This is a genomic window from Tistrella mobilis KA081020-065 (assembly GCF_000264455.2).
Taxonomy (GTDB): Bacteria; Pseudomonadota; Alphaproteobacteria; order Tistrellales; family Tistrellaceae; genus Tistrella; species Tistrella mobilis.
On the sequence record NC_017966.1, the window covers coordinates 99277 to 116124 of the forward strand.

A 16848-nucleotide genomic window follows, 5' to 3' on the forward strand; every position below is an offset into this window, starting at 1 on the left:
CAGAGTGAACGCCATGGCCTGCTTCACATTCTCGTGCATCGACGGGCATACCTGCGGCAACCCGGTCCGCCTGGTCTCGGGCGGCGGCCCGCGTCTTGAGGGCGCGACCATGCTTGAAAAGCGGGCGCATTTCGTCAGGGAGTACGACTGGATCCGCACCGGGCTGATGTACGAGCCGCGCGGCCACGACATGATGTCGGGTGCGATCCTCTACCCGCCGACCCGGCCGGATTGCGATGTCGCGGTGCTGTTCATCGAAACCTCGGGCTGCTTGCCCATGTGTGGCCATGGGACGATCGGCACCATCACCATGGGCGTAGAGAACGGCCTGATCACGCCGCGGGCGCCGGGCAGGCTGTCGATCGATGCCCCGGCCGGTAAGGTCGACATCACCTACCGGCAGGAAGGGCGTTTCGTCGAAGAGGTGCGGCTGACCAATGTCCCGGCCTTCCTCTATGCCGAAGGCCTGACCGTCGAGGTCGAGGGGCTGGGCGAGGTGGTGGTCGACATTGCTTATGGCGGCAATTTCTACGCCATCGTCGAGCCGCAGACGGCCTTCCGCGACATCGCCGATCACACCGCCGGAGAGCTGATCGGTTGGAGCCCGAAGCTCAGGGCCGCGCTCAACGAGAAGTACGAGGTCGTCCATCCGGAGCATCCCGAGATCCGCGGCCTCAGCCACATCCTGTGGACCGGGGCGTCGACGCAGCCGGGGGCCCATGCGCGCAACGCCGTCTTCTACGGCGAAAAGGCCATCGACCGCTCGCCCTGCGGCACCGGCACCTCGGCGCGGATGGCGCAGCTTGCGGCCAAGGGAAAGCTGAAGGTCGGCGACGATTTCGTCCATGAATCGATCATCGGCTCGCTGTTCAACGGCCGGGTGGAAGCGGCGGCCACGGTTGCCGGACGTGATGCCATCATCCCCTCGATCGCCGGCTGGGCGCGCATGACCGGCATCAACACGATCTTCATCGATGACCGCGATCCCTTTGCGCATGGCTTCGTCGTCAGGTGACGGGGATGGGGGCAGGAGTGCGTCTGCGATTGAGGATGAACCTCTCGGCCTGAAGACAAGGAAGCTGACTGATGGTGAAACCCGCATCCAGGGCCGGGGCGCGCCCGCCTGTGCGCTCCGCTGTAGTCAGGGCGATCGTGGCTGCCTCGGAAGGCGTGCTCGTGGCTGAGAAGGTGCTGGTGGCGATGCTGATGGCATTGCTTCTTGGCCTGATCCTTCTGAACGTCGGCACCCGCTATGCGGGATCGTCGCTCTACTGGGTCGACGAGGCTGCGGTCTATGCAATGGTCTGGCTGACCTTCATCGGCGGGTCGGCCCTGACCCGGCTGCGGCTCGATTTCGCCATGACCCTGGTCAGCGACAGGCTGTCGGCGGCGAATGCGACACGGCTGAAGGCGTTCGCCCATGTCATCGCCTGTCTGTTTTCGCTCGGCCTCGCGGTCATGTGCTGGAACTGGATGGATCCGCCAGGTATTGCGGCGGCCGGTTTCGATGCGCGGAGCTATGCCGGCGACAGCTTCAATTTCCTCTACACCGAATACACCCAGACGCTCGAATGGCCGGTATGGATGATCAGCCTGGTTATTCCGATCTTCTCCGTGACCATGACCCTCCATACGCTGGCCAATATCGTGGAGGAAATCGGGCTGTCGCCGAAGAGACTGCACCCCGGCTTCGGTTCGGCGGAAGGGGTCAATTGAGATGATCACATCCGCGGCCTTTCTTCTCGTCATGCTCGTCGGCGTCCCCATCGGGCTGTGCCTGTGCATTGCCGCCGCCGTCTATATCTGGGCCAGCGGCGACACGCTGCTGTTTCAGACTTTTCCGGCACAGCTCTTCGGCGGCGTCGACAATTACGGTCTGATTTCGATCCCGCTGTTCGTCTTCATCGGCGAGGTGATGAATGGCGGCGGGATCACGCGACGCATCATCAACATGACGATGGCGCTGATCGGGGCGATGAAGGGCGGCCTCGCCTATGTGAACCTGATCGCCAACATGTTCGTCTCCTCGATCCTGGGCTCGGCCACGGCCCAGGTCGCCATCATGGCGCAGATGATGGTGCCGGAGATGGAAAAGACCGGCTATGACAAGACCTTCGCCGCGGGGCTGACCGCCTATGCCGGCATGCTCGGGCCGATCATTCCGCCGTCGATCATGTTCGTCGTCTATTCGGTTCTGGCGCAGGTGCCGGTGGGCGACATGCTGGCGGCCGGTATGGTGCCGGGCATTCTGCTCACCATCATCTTCTGCACCGTCATCGCCGGCATGGGCTGGTTCGTCTACGACTATCCGAGAGGCGAGCGTCTCACGGTCCGCGCGCGGCTGCGGATTATCCTCGGCGCCCTGCCGACGCTCTCGATCCCCATCGTCATCGTGGGGTCGATCCTGTCCGGCATCGCCAACCCGACCGAAGCGGCGGCCGTCGGCGCGGTCGCGGCGGTGCTGGTCGGGCGGTTCTGGATCGGCGAACTCTCCGTCGCTCAGCTGCCGCGGATGCTGCTGCGTGCCGGCATCTATTCGGCGGTCGTGCTGATGCTGGTCGCTGCGGCTGCGGTTTTCTCGTGGGTGCTCGTCTACGGCATGGTGCCGCAGCGCGTGGCGGCATGGGTGCAGACGATCGCCACCGACCCGATCACCTTCATGCTGCTCGTCAACGTCATCCTGCTGGTCATCGGCACGGTCATCGACGGCGCGCCGGGACTGATCATGACGGTGCCGATCCTTCTGCCGATCGCGACCGGGATCTATGGCATCGATCCGGTCCATTTCGGCGTGGTCGTCGTCATCAATCTCGTGCTGGGTTTCCTGTCCCCGCCCGTCGGTCTCAGCTTCTTCGTCGCCTCGGCAGTCACGGGGGCGAAGCCCGGCCGGATGTTCGTCGTGACACTGCCCTTCTTCTTCGCGGCTTGCAGCCTGCTGATCCTGCTGTCGATCTTCCCCGCAATCTCCACCGCCTTCGTCAAGTAACCGCCGCCCCATCATGCCTCCAGAGGACAGACCCATGACGATCTCGCGCAGGACATTCCTCCGTAACACGACGCTTGCGGCTGCCGGTGCGGCCTCGGTCGGCACGCTGTTTGCGCCCAACATCCTGCGGGCGCAGGAGGCGAAGACCTTCCGTCTCGGCATCACGACGCCGCCCGGCCATCCGTGGAACAATGCGGCCCTGAAGGTCGGGGAGATGCTGAAGGCCGAAACGAAGGGCCGCCTGGATCTTGCCGTCTTCCCCGCAAATCAGCTGGGCACGGAAGCGGTGATGTTGCAGCAGATGCAGGCCGGCTCGCTCGATTTCGGCTGGATCATGACGGCGGAACTCGGCTCCCGCATCCCGTCGATCGCCGCGATCAACGCGCCCTATATCGTCGATTCCACCGCCAAGGTGGCGAAGCTGGTACGCGATCCCCTGGTGATGAAGATGCTGGACGTCCTGCCGAGGGAAACCGGCACGCTGGGGCTGGCCTGGGGCATCACCACCATGCGTGTCGTGTTCTCGGCCAGGGAAATCGGCGGGCTCGACGATCTGAAGGGCATGAAGCTGCGGATCAACACCACCCCTGCCTATCGCGATTTCTATCAGCTGCTCGGCGCCGCGCCGACACCGATCCCGACGCCGCAGGTGTTTGATGCCATGTCCAACGGCCAGGTGGACGGGCTTGAGGCCGATCTCGATTTCTCGTGGAACCAGCGCTTCGACAAAGTGTCGAAGACCATGCTGAAGATGAACGCCATCTTCATGCCCTGTGTCGCGCTCGCCTCCGGCCGGGTCTGGAAGGATGTCCCGGCTTCCGACCGTGAGCTTGTCACCCGGCTGACGCGCGAGGCGCTCGACGCCCAGATCGATGCCACCGTCGCCAACGAGGCGCGGCTGCTCGAAGAGTTCCGGAAGGTCATCACGGTGAAGGACGTCCAGGTCGCGGATGCCGGCAAGGTCATTGCCGAGTACGATCAGATCTGGCTGCCGAAGGCCCCGGTTCTGGCCGATCTGCGCGCGCTCGGCGCCACGCTCTGACGCGCCGGCCCCAGCCATCGGCCCAGGGCGTCAGCCACAAAATAAAGGGGGCCACCCTTCCGGATGGCCCCCTCTCCGTCACACCCCCTTCCCCCGAAGGCGATGCATCGGTCCGGCGGTCACGCGCGCATCACTGCTTCGCGTTGGCGTCCGCCCAGCTCTTCACCAGCTGGTCGTAATCGACCGTCTGGGGCTTTTCCTTCTCGTTCTCGATCTTCAGCTGCGGCGCGATGGTGCCGTTCTTCTTCGCCTGCTCGTTCCAGTAGGCGAGGTCATGTTCGGGGTTCAGCTTGGGGCCGAACTCACCCTGCACGCCGGCGCGCTCCAGGCGGCTCATGACCTTCTCCTGCTCGGCGCAGAGCGAATCCATGGCAGCCTGGGCGGTCTTGGCGCCCGAGGACGCATCGCCGATCGCCTGCCACCACAGCTGGGCCAGCTTCGGATAGTCGGGCACGTTGGTGCCGGTCGGCGTCCACTGCACCCGGGCCGGCGAGCGGTAGAACTCGACCAGGCCGCCCAGTTCCGGGGCGCGCTTGGTGAAGCTCTCGTGGCGGACCGACGAATCGCGGATGAAGGTCAGGCCGACATGGCTCTTCTTCACGTCGACGGTCTTCGACGTCACGAACTGCGCATAGAGCCAGGCGGCCTTGGCGCGGTCGGTGGGGGTAGAGGTCATCAGCGTCCAGGAGCCGGTGTCCTGATAGCCGAGCTTCATGCCTTCCTTCCAGTACACGCCGTGCGGCGAGGGGGCCATGCGCCATTTGGGCGTGCCGTCCTCGTTCACCACCGGCAGACCCTTCTTCACCATGTCGGCGGTGAAGGCGGTGTACCAGAAGATCTGCTGGGCGATATGGCCCTGCGCCGGAACCGGGCCCGATTCCGAGAAGGTCATGCCCTGGGCCTCCGGCGGTGCATAGGCCTTCATCCAGTCCAGATACTTCTGGATGGAGTAGACGGCCGCCGGGCCGTTGGTGTCGCCGCCGCGGGCCACGCAGGAGCCGACGGGCTGGCTGTTCTCGTTGACGCGGATGCCCCATTCGTCGACCGGAATGCCGTTGGGCAGGCCCTTGTCGCCATTGCCGGCCATCGACAGCCAGGCGTCGGTGAAGCGCCAGCCGAGCGACGGGTCCTTCTTGCCGTAGTCCATGTGGCCATAGACCTTGCGGCCGTCGATCTCGCGGCCGGTGAAGAACTCGGCAATGTCCTCATAGGCCGACCAGTTGACCGGCACGCCCAGATCGTAGCCGTACTTCTGCTTGAACTCGGCCTTGATCGCGGGGTCGCTGAACCAGTCGTAGCGGAACCAGTAAAGGTTCGCGAACTGCTGGTCGGGCAGCTGATAGAGCTTGCCGTCCGGGGCGGTGGTGAACGACTTGCCCATGAAGTCGTCGATGTCGAGGTTCGGGTTGGTGACGTCCTTGCCTTCGCCCGCCATCCAGTCGGTCAGGTTGCGGACCTGCTTGTAGCGCCAGTGGGTGCCGATCAGATCCGAGTCGTTGACCCAGGCGTCGTAGAGGTTCTGACCCGTCTGCATCTGGGTCTGGATCTTCTCGACGACGTCACCTTCCTGGATCAGGTCGTGGGTCAGCTTGATGCCGGTGATGGCCGAGAAGGCCGGCGCCAGCACCTTGCTTTCGTATTCATGGGTGGTGATCGTCTCCGAGACGACCTTGATCTCCATGCCGGCGAACGGCTTCGCGGCATCGATGAACCACTGCATCTCCTTTTCCTGGTCGGCGCGCGACAGGACCGACTGGTCGCCGATCTCCTTGTCGAGGAAGCTCTTCGCCTCCTCCATCCCGGCCCAGGCCTGGCCGGCAGCCAGCAGCAGCGCCAGCGCCGCCGTGGATGCCATCAGATGCTTCCGCATAAGTACCTCCCTCTTGATCAGCTGCGGATGCCGGCACGGGGCATCCGTCGTTCGAAGCAAGCCTCGATTGGTCTTCAGTCACCCGCCGCGCAGGGCCCCGGGCAGTGGGGTCAGACGAAGCGGAACACCAGGATTGCGTAGATCACCGACAGCCCCGTCGCCCACCACAGGCTGGCATCCACAAGCCCCAGCCAGCCCAGATGGATGAAGGCGCTGCCCAGCAGCGAGATGAACAGGCGGTCGCCGCGCGTGGTTTCGAAGCGCAGCAGGCCGACCTTCGGCGCCCCACCGGGACGGGCGTATTCCCAGACCCCCATGCCCAGCAGCAGACAGGCGATGACGACGAAGAAGATGACCGTGGGCCAGGTCCAGGCCATCCACGAGAAGTCGAACGACATCGGTGCGGCCTCCCTCAGACGCGGCCCAGGGCAAAGCCCTTGGCGATGTAGTTGCGGACGAACCAGATCACGAGCGCGCCGGGGATCAGCGTCAGCACGCCTGCGGCGGCGAGCAGGCCCCAGTCCATGCCCGAGGCCGAGACGGTCCGGGTCATGGTTGCCGCGATCGGCTTGGCATCGACGGTGGTCAGCGTCCGGGCCAGCAGCAGTTCCACCCACGAGAACATGAAGCAGAAGAAGGCCGCCACGCCGATGCCGCTGGAGATGAGCGGCAGGAAGATCTTCCCGAAGAAGCGCGGGAAGGAATAGCCGTCGATATAGGCGGTCTCGTCGATCTCTTTGGGCACGCCCGACATGAAGCCTTCCAGGATCCACACCGCCAGCGGCACGTTGAACAGGCAGTGTGCCAGCGCGACCGCGATATGGGTGTCGATCAGCCCGAAGGCCGAATAGAGCTGGAAGAAGGGCAGGGCGAACACGGCCGGCGGCGCCATGCGGTTGGTCAGCAGCCAGAAGAACAGATGCTTGTCGCCCAGGAACCGGTAGCGCGAGAAAGCATAGGCAGCCGGCAGGGCCACCGCCACCGAGACCACCATGTTGATGACGACATAGGTGATCGAGTTGATGTAACCCGAATACCAGGACGGATCGGTGAAGATGATCTCATAGTTCCGAAGCGTCGGCTCGGCCGGCCAGAGCGTCAGACCCGAGACGATTTCCTCGTTGGTCTTGAAGCTCATATTGACGAGCCAGTAGAGCGGCAGCATCAGGAAGAGGATGTAGAGCGCCGGCACCAGCCAGGACCAGCGGGATTTCGTACCCCGCTTGCGCATGCGGCGGGCCAGCTGCTCGTCATAGGCGTCGGTGCGGGTGGCGGGCATGGCGGTCGTCGTCATGTCACGTCCTCGCGTCGTAATTGGTCATGACGGTGTAGAACACCCACGACAGCAGCAGGATGATCAGGAAGTAGACCAGCGACATCGCCGCCGCGGGGCCCAGGTCGAACTGCCCGATCGCCATCTTCACCAGGTCGATCGACATGAAGGTCGTCGAATTGCCCGGGCCGCCGCCGGTCACGACGAAGGGTTCGGTGTAGATCATGAAGCTGTCCATGAAGCGCAGCAGCACGGCGATCAGCAGCACGCGATGCATCTTGGGCAGCTGGATGTATTTGAACACCGCCCAGCGCGAGGCCCCGTCGATCTTTGCCGCCTGGTAATAGGCGTCGGGGATCGAGACCAGGCCGGCATAGCAGAGCAGCACCACCAGGCTGGTCCAGTGCCAGACATCCATCACCACGACGGTGATCCAGGCCGACAGCGGATCCTGCACATAGTTGTAGGGGATGCCGAGCGATTCCAGCGTGTGGCCCAGAAGGCCGATATCGCCGCGGCCGAAGACCTGCCAGATGGTGCCGACCACGTTCCACGGCACCAGCAGCGGCAGGGCCATGGTGACCAGGCAGAACGGCACGCCCCAGCCCTTTTTGGGCATGTTGAGCGCGATCAGGATGCCGAGCGGCACCTCGATCGCCAGGATCAGCAGCGAAAAGCCGAGGTTCCGGAACATCGAATCCCAGAAGCGTGGCGACTGCAGGATGTCCTTGAACCATTCGGTGCCGGCCCAGAAGAACTGGTTGTTGCCGAACGTGTCCTGCACCGAATAATTGACCACGGTCATCAGCGGGATCACCGCCGAGAAGGCCACCAGCACCAGCACCGGCAGCACCATGAACCAGGCCTTGTTGTTCCAGGTCTTTTCCATGGGCTCAGGCTCCCGTGTCGACGCGCCAGGCGTCGGCATAGAGGTTGATGCCGCGCGGGTCGAAGGTGATCCGCGCCTCGGCCGGGATGTCGCCGTCTTCCGGCACCACCGCCGCGATCTCGTGCCCGGCCAGATCGGCATGCACGATGCGGTGGCGGCCGATATCCTCGACCTTGGTGATGGTCGCGGGCAGGCCCGTGCGACCCAGGCGGACGAATTCCGGCCGCACGCCCAGTTCCAGCTTCGCCCCCGGCGTCGTCGCCGGTGCGGCACCGATGCCGATCGCATGGGTTCCCAGCCGCGCCGTTGACCCGTCCAGCGTCACGGGCAGCACGTTCATGCCGGGCGATCCGATGAAATAGCCGACGAAGGTATGGGCCGGGCGCTCGAACAGCTCGTCCGGGGTGCCGATCTGCACGATCTGGCCCTGATACATCACCACCACCTTGTCGGCGAAGGTCAGCGCCTCGGTCTGGTCGTGGGTGACGTAGATCATGGTGTGGCCGAAGCGCTTGTGCAGCTGCTTCAGCTGGGTGCGCAGCATCCACTTCATATGCGGGTCGATCACGGTCAGCGGTTCGTCGAACAGGATGGCGCTGACATCGTTGCGCACCAGGCCGCGGCCCAGCGAGATTTTCTGCTTCAGGTCGGCGGTCAGGCCGCGCGCCTTCTTTTTCGCCCGATCGGCCAGGTCGATCATCTCCAGGATCTCGCGGACCCGGGCATCGACCTCCCGTTCGGGCACGCCGCGATTGCGCAGCGGGAAGGCGAGGTTGTCGTAGACCGTCATGGTGTCGTAGACCACGGGGAACTGGAACACCTGGGCGATGTTGCGTTCCTCGGTCGACAGCCCGGTGACGTCGCGGCCGTCGAACAGGATCCGGCCTTCCGACGGGCGCAGGAGCCCCGAGATGATGTTGAGCAGTGTGGTCTTGCCGCAGCCGGAGGGACCGAGCAGCGCATAGGCGCCGCCGTCATCCCAGCGGTGATGCACTTCCTTCAGCGCGTAGTCATCGTCCGATTTCGGCGCCGGGCCATAGGAATGGCGGATATGGTCGAGGTCGATCAGGGCCATGTGTTCCGTCCTCCCCGGCTCAGACCGCTTGCGCCCGAAGACCGGCGGCAAGCTGCACCGCGCGGCCCGTGGCGTCGAAGAACATCAGGTGGCGCGGCTCCAGATACAGGTTCAGCATCTCGCCGATCTCGTGGTCATGGATGCCGGGCGCGATCATCACCCAGCGCTCGCCGGCGAAATCGACATGCACGAAACTCTCCGAGCCGTTGAACTCGGTCACGAAGGCGCGCGCTGCAAAGGCGATCGCGTCGCTGCCGCCCGGCGCCACCGTCAGATGATGCGGCCGGAAGCCGGCGGTATAGCGGCCATCGGGCAGCCGGGTCATGCCGCCCGGCACCGCCAGCGTCTGGCCGTCGGCCAGGCGGAAGACCGGCCCCGCCTTGGTCAGCGCCAGCGTGTTCAGCGGCGGGTCCGAGAAGGTGGTGGCGGTGATCAGGTCGGCGGGGTTGCGGAACACCTCGATCGTCGGGCCGAACTGGGTGATGCGGCCCTCGTGCAGGGTGGCCGTATTGCCGCCCAGCAGCAGCGCTTCCGAAGGTTCGGTGGTCGCATAAACGAAGATCGCGCCCGATTCCTGGAAGATCTTGGGCAGTTCGGTGCGCAGTTCCTCGCGCAGCTTGTAGTCCAGATTGGCCAGCGGCTCGTCGAGCAGCACCAGCCCCGCCTTCTTCACGATCGCGCGGGCCAGCGCCGTGCGCTGCTGCTGGCCGCCCGACAGGTTCAGCGGCTGGCGGTCCAGATAGGGGGTCAGCTTCAGCAGCTCGGCGGCCTGGCGGACCTCGCGGTCGATGGTCGCGCGGTCGGCACCGGCCAGACGCATCGGCGAGGCGATGTTGTCATAGACAGTCATCATCGGATAGTTGATGAACTGCTGGTAGACCATCGCGATGTTGCGCTTCTGCACGGGCACGCCGGTCACGTCGCGGCCGTCGAACCAGAGCGAGCCGCGGGTCGGGCGGTCCAGCCCGGCCATCAGCCGCATCAGCGTGGTCTTGCCCGAGAGGGTGGGGCCGAGAAGCACGTTCAGCGTACCGCGCTCCAGTGTAAGCGTGGCCTCGCCGATGTGGGTCTCGTCGCCCACCTGTTTGGAAACGCCTTTGAGTTCAAGCATCGCGGTGTTCCATGTCTCGCGGTCGGCTCGCTTTCGGGACGATGTGGGTCCGGGCTCGGGTCGTCATTCTGCGGCGGCAATGCCGGTGACGGGCAGGCTGTGCATGAAGTCGTCCACGGCTGCCCGCTGGTCTTCCGACAGATGCAGGCCGCGCTTGGTGCGCCGCCACAGAACATCGTCGGCCGTCCGCGCCCATTCGTGGGTCACCAGATAGCGGATTTCGCTTTCGGTCAGATCCGCACCGAAATCGCGCCCCAGATCCGCCTTGCTTCGCGCGGATCCAAGGATCATCCGCGCCCGTGTGCCATACAGCCTCACCAGTCTGCGGCCAAAACCGTCGTCCAGGAAGCCGTATTCGGCACGCAGCCGGGCAAGCTCGGCCTCGAAACCGGTGGCGGGGAAGTCGCCGCCGGGCAGGGTGGCGGTGGCGGTCCATGCCGGGCCGCGGGCGCCCAGCTCCGCCTCGATCTTCTCCAGCGCCGCCTCGGCCAGGCGCCGATAGGTGGTGATCTTGCCGCCGAAGACGTTCAGCATCGGCGCGCCGTTGCCGGGCGCGTCCGGCCCGTGCTCCACCTTCAGCACATAGTCGCGCGTGGCTTCCTGCGCCTTCGACGCGCCGTCGTCATAAAGCGGCCGCACGCCGGAATAGGTCCAGACGATGTCCTCGCGCCGCACTGGCTCGGCGAAATACTCGCTGGCCGCGGCACAAAGATAGTCGATCTCGCCTTCGGTGATCCGGATGTCCTTCGGGTCGCCCTTGAAATCCTGGTCGGTGGTGCCGATCAGGGTGAAGTCGTCTTCATAGGGGATGGCGAAGATGATCCGGCCGTCGGAATTCTGGAAGAAGAAGGCGCGCGGATCGTTGAACTTCGCACGCACCACGATGTGGCTGCCCTGAACCAGGCGGACATTGTGGACGTCGTTGCGGGCCAGCGTGCCCTGCAGCACCTGATCAACCCAGGGGCCGGCGGCATTGATCAGCATGCGCGCACGAAAGCTGCGGGTCACCTCCGGATGGTCGACGCTCTGGACGGTCACGATCCAAAGCTCGCCCTCGCGCCGCGCCGAGGTCACGCGGCTGCGGACCATCAGCTCCACGCCGCGGGCGGCGGCATCCATGGCGTTCAGCACCACCAGCCGGGCATCGTTCACCCAGCAGTCGGAATATTCGAAAGCGGTTCGGAACAGCGGCTTCAGCGGTTTCGCGGCGGGATCGCTGCGAAGATCCAGCGTCCGGGTCGCGGGCAGCTGCTTGCGGCCGCCGATATGGTCGTAGAGGAACAGGCCCAGCCGCAGCAGCCAGCGCGGCCTGAGCCCCTTGTGATGGGGCAGCACGAAGCGCATCGGCCAGATGATGTGCGGGGCATTGCGCCACAGCACCTCGCGCTCCATCAGCGCCTCACGCACCAGCCGGAATTCATAATGTTCCAGATAGCGCAGCCCGCCATGGATCAGCTTGGTGGAGCCGGAAGAGGTGCCCGAGGCGAGATCATTCATCTCGGCCAGCGCGACCGAATAGCCGCGCCCGGCAGCATCACGCGCGATGCCGCAGCCGTTTATGCCGCCGCCGATGACGAAAATGTCATGGACCGGATCGCCCGTCACCCGTCTTCCCTCCCCAGGCTTTCGCAACGCAGCATTCTCTGTGCCGCTCGAAAGTCTGTGAAGCGTAATGTGAAGGTAATACGAATGTCAAACGAAACTCGCGGCGCGCCGGCCGCGTGTGCAGGGCGCATGGACCGCCCAGGGGCTAGAACGCAAGAAGCCCCCTCCGCACGGAGCAGAGAGGGCCGACGATCACGGACAACTCCCGGATCTGCGGATGGGCCGGATCTGCGGATGGGCCGGATCTGCGGATGGGCCGGATCTGCGGATGGGCCGGATCTGTGGAAGGTTGTGGGGAGACAGGCGCCTATGCCGCAGCTCGGATCTGCCCTTCGTTCGTGATCTGGTGATTGATAACCTCTTCGGAAACGCCGAACTTCTCCGCCATGGCGAGTGCATCATTGCCCTTGAGGCGAAGCTCTGTGATTTCGTTGATCGGCGCGAGAAATTCAGCGGCAAAGGCCCGGCTCGCCGCCTGTCGATACACATTGCGAAGATCGTTGAGGGACGCCCGCCCGTTGCCGGGAAAGCAGATCACATCACCGACGGCGCGGGCAAAACTGAACAATTCAGCGGCAGAGTGGCCGTGACGACGCAGATGGATGCGTGCTGTCTGGCCGTCGACTGACCGCACGGCTCTGAGGCCTGCGACAGAACCTGCATCGGAGAATGCGGCGCTGGCGCCAAGACGTGCCGCGAGGCTGGGCAGGGGCCCGACCTCTCCGCTGAGATCCAGCTTCGACCGCAGGATTTGCGCGCGGCGATAGCCCAATGACCATGGGCGTTCATTGCTGCGAGGGGGCGCTGATACTGCAATTGAGTGCGCGTGAGCCGCCAGATCGTCGAGCCGGCAGGTATTATCCGGCCGGCTTTCAGCTGCAGAGATCCATGACAGTAGCTCGGTGTGTTTCCGGGCGGTGGCCGCGCCAGCGAGGAACTCCAACAGGGCCTCGCCGCTGAAGAATCCTTCCGCGTTCTCGATGAACGAAGCCGAAGCGTCGTCGATCTGATATGGGTCTAACCCGAACGCGCCTGCGGCTTTGCAAAAGGCAGTCTCTGCGGGGTCTTCCAAAGATTGGCGGACGCGAGCCCAGCGAAGTTGCATTGCCGAGCCGGAGATCCTTTTTGATCGAAGCCTCTGATCGACGGTATCGAGGAAATTCCGGAAGTGGTCCTCTATATTTTGTGGAGTCAGGATCTCGCTGGCTTCTGTGAGGAAGGTGATACCTTCCTGCTCTGACGGCTGAACGTGAACGGTGAAGGTCTGTCCATCGAAATCGAAACGGATGTCGGGCACGATATATCCGCTGCGCCAACGCCTCAGTGACACGGGCAGGTCGTGGGGCGTGAAGACCCGCCACCAGTCATGCACCAGCCCTTCCGCAAGAGCGTACGCAACGACAGTTATGTTCTTGACCACCTTGCCCTTCGGCAGGCTCGCCAGGGTCGCATTACGGCCGCCGACGTGAAGGGCGAGCGCGGCCACGGTCGCGCGTTCCTCGGGAACCGCGTTTTCCGCATCATCAATCCACGCGATGTCAAACTTCATCGTGCTCGTCATCCTGCAGAGGCCAACCTTTATAGGTGCCCAGGGTCGTGTTTATGCAGCGCCCCTGCCAAGCCTTTTTATCGCCAACGATGCGCCAGATAAAGTGGGGGTAGATGTCGTCTCCTTCCTTAAACTCGTACCATCCCTTGATAAGAGCTTCTTGTACCCAGCATGTGGCCTGGTCCCGCTCGTCCGGCGTCCGCATCGGACAGATTGTTGCAGGCGGGGCTTTCCTGTGGCGGGGGAGTCCATTCCACCATCGCTTATTCTTATGTTCCGGGCTGCCTTCATAGCGGGCTGCTCCAATTTCACCTTGCGTCAGGCCACGGCGACGCGGGATCTGTTTCGGGTGGCGCATTGTCGTCTCTCTGTCGCAGGTATGTATGCCGCCCGAAAATATATCATGGGTAGATTTTTGTGCTTCGGCTAATGTGCAGACAACCAAAACTTGATCACCAACCCCACCACCCCGGTAACCGCCACCCCCGCGGCCCAGAGGCCCAGGAACCACAGCCACTGGCGCGGGCGGGGGAGGTGGTGATGGCGGCGGGGGTTGTCTTGCTCTGCCATCTCAATGATACCCTTCATGGCCGGTCTTGCCGCGGAACACCCAATAGGCATAGGCGGTGTAGCCCAGGATGATCGGGATCAGCACCGCGGCGCCGACCAGCATGAAGCCCAGGCTCGCCGCGGGGGCGGCCGCCTCCCAGATCGTCACCGCCTGCGGGACCACATGCGGGAAGATGCTGACGCCGAGGCCTGCGAGGCCGAGGGCGAACAGGGCCAGCGCCATCAGGAAGGGCGTGTAGTCGTGGTCGCGCTTCAGGCTGTAGAAAAAGGCGGCCGAGCAGATCAGCACCAGCAGCGGCACCTGCGCCGTGAACAGCACCCGCGGCCAGGCGAACCAGGCCTCGTAATAGGCGCCCGACAGGAAGGGCGTCGCCGCACTCACCGCCGCCATGCAGACGAGCGTTGCGATGCCCAGCCGGAGCGCCAGGCTGCGGCATTGCAGCTGCAGCACGCCGTCGGTCTTCATCACCAGCCAGGTGGCGCCCAGCAGCGCATAGCCGATCACCAGGCTGACGCCGACCAGCAGGCTGAAGGGGGTGAGCCAGTCCCACCAGCCGCCGGCATAGCTGCGCCCCTCGACCGCGATGCCCTGGAGCAGCGCGCCGAGGGTGATGCCCTGGGCCAGCGTCGCCACGATCGATCCGGCGGTGAAGGCGAAATCCCAGGCCCGGCGATGGCGGGCGTCGCGCCAGCGGAATTCGAAGGCGACGCCGCGGAAGATCAGCGCCAGCAGCATGGCGATGATCGGGGCATAAAGCGCCGGCAGGATGATCGCATAGGCGAGCGGGAAGGCCGCCATCAGCCCGCCGCCGCCCAGCACCAGCCAGGTTTCGTTGCCGTCCCAGACGGGGGCGACCGAATTCATCACCCGGTCGCGCTGGGGCCCCGGCGCGAAGGCCGGAAACAGGATGCCGAGCCCCAGATCGAAACCGTCCATGACCACATAGGCGAAAACGGCGAAGGCGATGACGAAGGCCCAGATGGTGGGCAGGTCGAAGAAACCGGTCATCATCGGATCACCTCTCCTCGCGGGTGGGTGAGGCATGGGTGCCGGGGCCGTGACGGCTACCGATCGCGCGGCCGGCATGGACGGCGGGTGCCGGCGTGATCCCGGCGGCGCGCACCGGCTGGTGTTCCTCCGTCTCGTCGTCGCGGGTCTGATCGGGGGTGGCCGTCTGCGGCGCCTTGTGCATCAGCTTCAGGATGTAGAGCGTGCCGCTGCCGAAGACGATGAAGTAGACCAGGATGAAGATCAGCAGCGAGGTTGCCACCGCAGGTGCTTCCAGCGGCGAGGCGGACTGCGCCGTGCGCAGCAGGCCATAGACGGTGAAGGGCTGGCGGCCGACCTCGGTGGTCACCCAGCCGGCGATCACCGCCACGAAACCCGACGGGCCCATGGCCAGGGCAAAACGGTGCAGCGCGCGCGAGCTGTGCAACCGACCGCGCAGCCGCTGGACCAGGGCGAAGCCGCCCAGCGCCAGCATCAGGAAGCCCAGCCCGACCATGATGCGGAACGACCAGAACACGATCGGCACATAGGGCCAGTCCTCGCGCGGCAGCGTCTCCAGCCCGTCGAGGGGCGCATCCGGATCATGCTTCAGGATCAGCGACGACGCCTTGGGGATGGCGATCTGGTGGCGCACCTCGCCCGCCTCCTGATCGGGAATGCCGAACAGGATCAGCGGCGCGCCATCGGGATGGCTTTCGAAATGGCCCTCCATGGCCATCACCTTGGCGGGCTGGTGTTCCAGCGTGTTCAGCCCGTGCATGTCGCCGGCGAAGATCTGGATGGGCGCCGCCACCATCACCAGCCCGGTCGCCATCGAGAACATCACCCGCGCCGCCTCGTTGCGGCGGTCGCGCAGCAGATGCCAGGCGCCGACGGCGCCGACCACCAGCGCGGTGGTCAGATAGGCGGCAAGCACGGTGTGGGCCAGCCGGTAGGGGAAGGAGGGGTTGAAGATGATCTCCAGCCAGCTTTCCGGCACGAACTGCCCGACCTCGTTGATCGAGAAACCGGCCGGAGTCTGCATCCAGCTGTTGGCCGAGAGAATCCAGAAAGCCGAGATGAAGGTGCCGATCGCGACCATCAATGTCGCCGCGAAATGCAGGCCGCGACCGACGCGGTTCATGCCGAACAGCATCACGCCCAGGAAGCCTGCCTCCAGGAAGAAGGCGGTCATCACCTCATAGGCCATCAGCGGCCCGATCACCGGTCCGGCCTTGTCGGAGAACACCGACCAGTTGGTGCCGAACTGGTAGGACATCACGATGCCCGACACCACGCCCATGCCGAAGGCGAGGGCGAAGATCTTCAGCCAGTATTTGAACAGGGTGAGATAGACCGTGCGCCCGGTCTTCAGCCACAGCGCCTCCAGCACCGCCAGATAGCTGGCGAGGCCGATGGAGAAGGCGGGGAAGATGAAGTGGAACGACACGGTGAAGGCGAACTGGATGCGCGCCAGGAGAACGGCGTCGGCCTGATCAAACATAGCCGCCTCCGTCGGATGATGCCTGGCCGCGATCGGCGGGGCGGCGGCGCGGCAGATCGGTCGATGCCATGACACTCCTCCTCGGAAGATGGTCCCGGGCTCGAACGGGCGGTGAGACATCGTCGGAACGACGCCTGGACCATAAGGTTGCCCGCGACAGGGCGTCGGCAAGGTCGGGTGAGGCAGCCTGTCGCGGCAGCGCCATCCAAGACCCGCCGGCGCCCATGCCTCAACCGCAGCAATGTCGCAGCCCTGTCGCAGGCATCCGCTACCCGGGGTGGAGAAAACCGGCCGGCCGCGCGATGCGTCATCCGGTCGCGCTCATGGGCAACTGCTTGAGAGCATGCGGTGAATTCTTCCGGCGATGCCATCGCAACCTTCCCGCC

14 protein-coding genes are annotated in these 16848 nt (G+C 64.7%); 4 read left to right on the forward strand and 10 right to left on the reverse strand.

The genetic code is table 11. From position 1 onward, the window contains the following. Positions 1–13: 13 nt before the first annotated feature. The 4 genes from TMO_RS21275 (at position 14) to TMO_RS21290 (ending at position 4028) form a co-directional block, all read left to right on the forward strand. On the forward strand, positions 14–1015 hold the full coding sequence (locus TMO_RS21275; protein ID WP_014752855.1) for a 4-hydroxyproline epimerase: 1002 nt from the start codon (positions 14–16) through the stop codon (positions 1013–1015). 71 nt (positions 1016–1086) lie between these two features. After that, positions 1087–1716, forward strand: a complete 630-nt coding sequence (locus TMO_RS21280) for a TRAP transporter small permease (RefSeq protein ID WP_041607309.1) — start codon at positions 1087–1089, stop codon at positions 1714–1716. A gap of 1 nt (position 1717) precedes the next feature. Then, positions 1718–2986: a TRAP transporter large permease gene (locus tag TMO_RS21285; protein WP_014752857.1), complete on the forward strand. Its 1269-nt coding sequence runs from the start codon at positions 1718–1720 to the stop codon at positions 2984–2986. A gap of 34 nt (positions 2987–3020) precedes the next feature. Continuing rightward, entirely contained in the window at positions 3021–4028 is a 1008-nt protein-coding gene (locus TMO_RS21290; RefSeq protein WP_014752858.1) for a TRAP transporter substrate-binding protein, read from the forward strand. A gap of 130 nt (positions 4029–4158) precedes the next feature. On the opposite strand, the gene TMO_RS21295 is transcribed toward TMO_RS21290, so the two are convergent. From TMO_RS21295 to TMO_RS21345, 10 genes are all read right to left on the reverse strand, one after another. Further along, on the reverse strand, positions 4159–5898 hold the full coding sequence (locus tag TMO_RS21295; RefSeq protein WP_014752859.1) for an ABC transporter substrate-binding protein: 1740 nt from the start codon (positions 5896–5898) through the stop codon (positions 4159–4161). Positions 5899–6008: 110 nt separating this feature from the next. Beyond that, on the reverse strand, positions 6009–6296 hold the full coding sequence (locus TMO_RS21300; RefSeq protein WP_014752860.1) for a DUF2160 domain-containing protein: 288 nt from the start codon (positions 6294–6296) through the stop codon (positions 6009–6011). Positions 6297–6310: 14 nt separating this feature from the next. Beyond that, positions 6311–7192, reverse strand: a complete 882-nt coding sequence (locus TMO_RS21305; protein ID WP_014752861.1) for a carbohydrate ABC transporter permease — start codon at positions 7190–7192, stop codon at positions 6311–6313. 1 nt (position 7193) lies between these two features. Then, positions 7194–8060, reverse strand: coding sequence for a carbohydrate ABC transporter permease (locus TMO_RS21310; RefSeq protein WP_014752862.1), 867 nt, complete (start codon positions 8058–8060; stop codon positions 7194–7196). Positions 8061–8064: 4 nt separating this feature from the next. Continuing rightward, positions 8065–9135, reverse strand: a complete 1071-nt coding sequence (locus tag TMO_RS21315; RefSeq protein ID WP_014752863.1) for an ABC transporter ATP-binding protein — start codon at positions 9133–9135, stop codon at positions 8065–8067. 19 nt (positions 9136–9154) lie between these two features. Beyond that, a complete protein-coding gene (locus TMO_RS21320) occupies positions 9155–10246 on the reverse strand; it encodes an ABC transporter ATP-binding protein (protein WP_014752864.1) in 1092 nt (363 codons plus the stop codon). Between the two features lie 63 nt (positions 10247–10309). After that, entirely contained in the window at positions 10310–11851 is a 1542-nt protein-coding gene (gene glpD, locus TMO_RS21325) for a glycerol-3-phosphate dehydrogenase (protein ID WP_014752865.1), read from the reverse strand. A gap of 307 nt (positions 11852–12158) precedes the next feature. Next, the gene (locus TMO_RS21330; RefSeq protein ID WP_014752866.1) at positions 12159–13400 is read right to left on the reverse strand and encodes an ImmA/IrrE family metallo-endopeptidase; all 1242 of its coding nucleotides are present in this window, start codon (positions 13398–13400) and stop codon (positions 12159–12161) included. Positions 13401–13971: 571 nt separating this feature from the next. Continuing rightward, positions 13972–14979, reverse strand: coding sequence for a cytochrome d ubiquinol oxidase subunit II (cydB, locus tag TMO_RS21340; protein ID WP_041607418.1), 1008 nt, complete (start codon positions 14977–14979; stop codon positions 13972–13974). A 7-nt stretch (positions 14980–14986) separates the two neighbouring features. Then, positions 14987–16462 carry a cytochrome ubiquinol oxidase subunit I gene (locus TMO_RS21345; RefSeq protein WP_014752869.1) on the reverse strand — a complete coding sequence of 492 codons (1476 nt, stop codon included), beginning with the start codon at positions 16460–16462 and terminating at the stop codon, positions 14987–14989. Positions 16463–16848 lie beyond the last annotated feature (386 nt).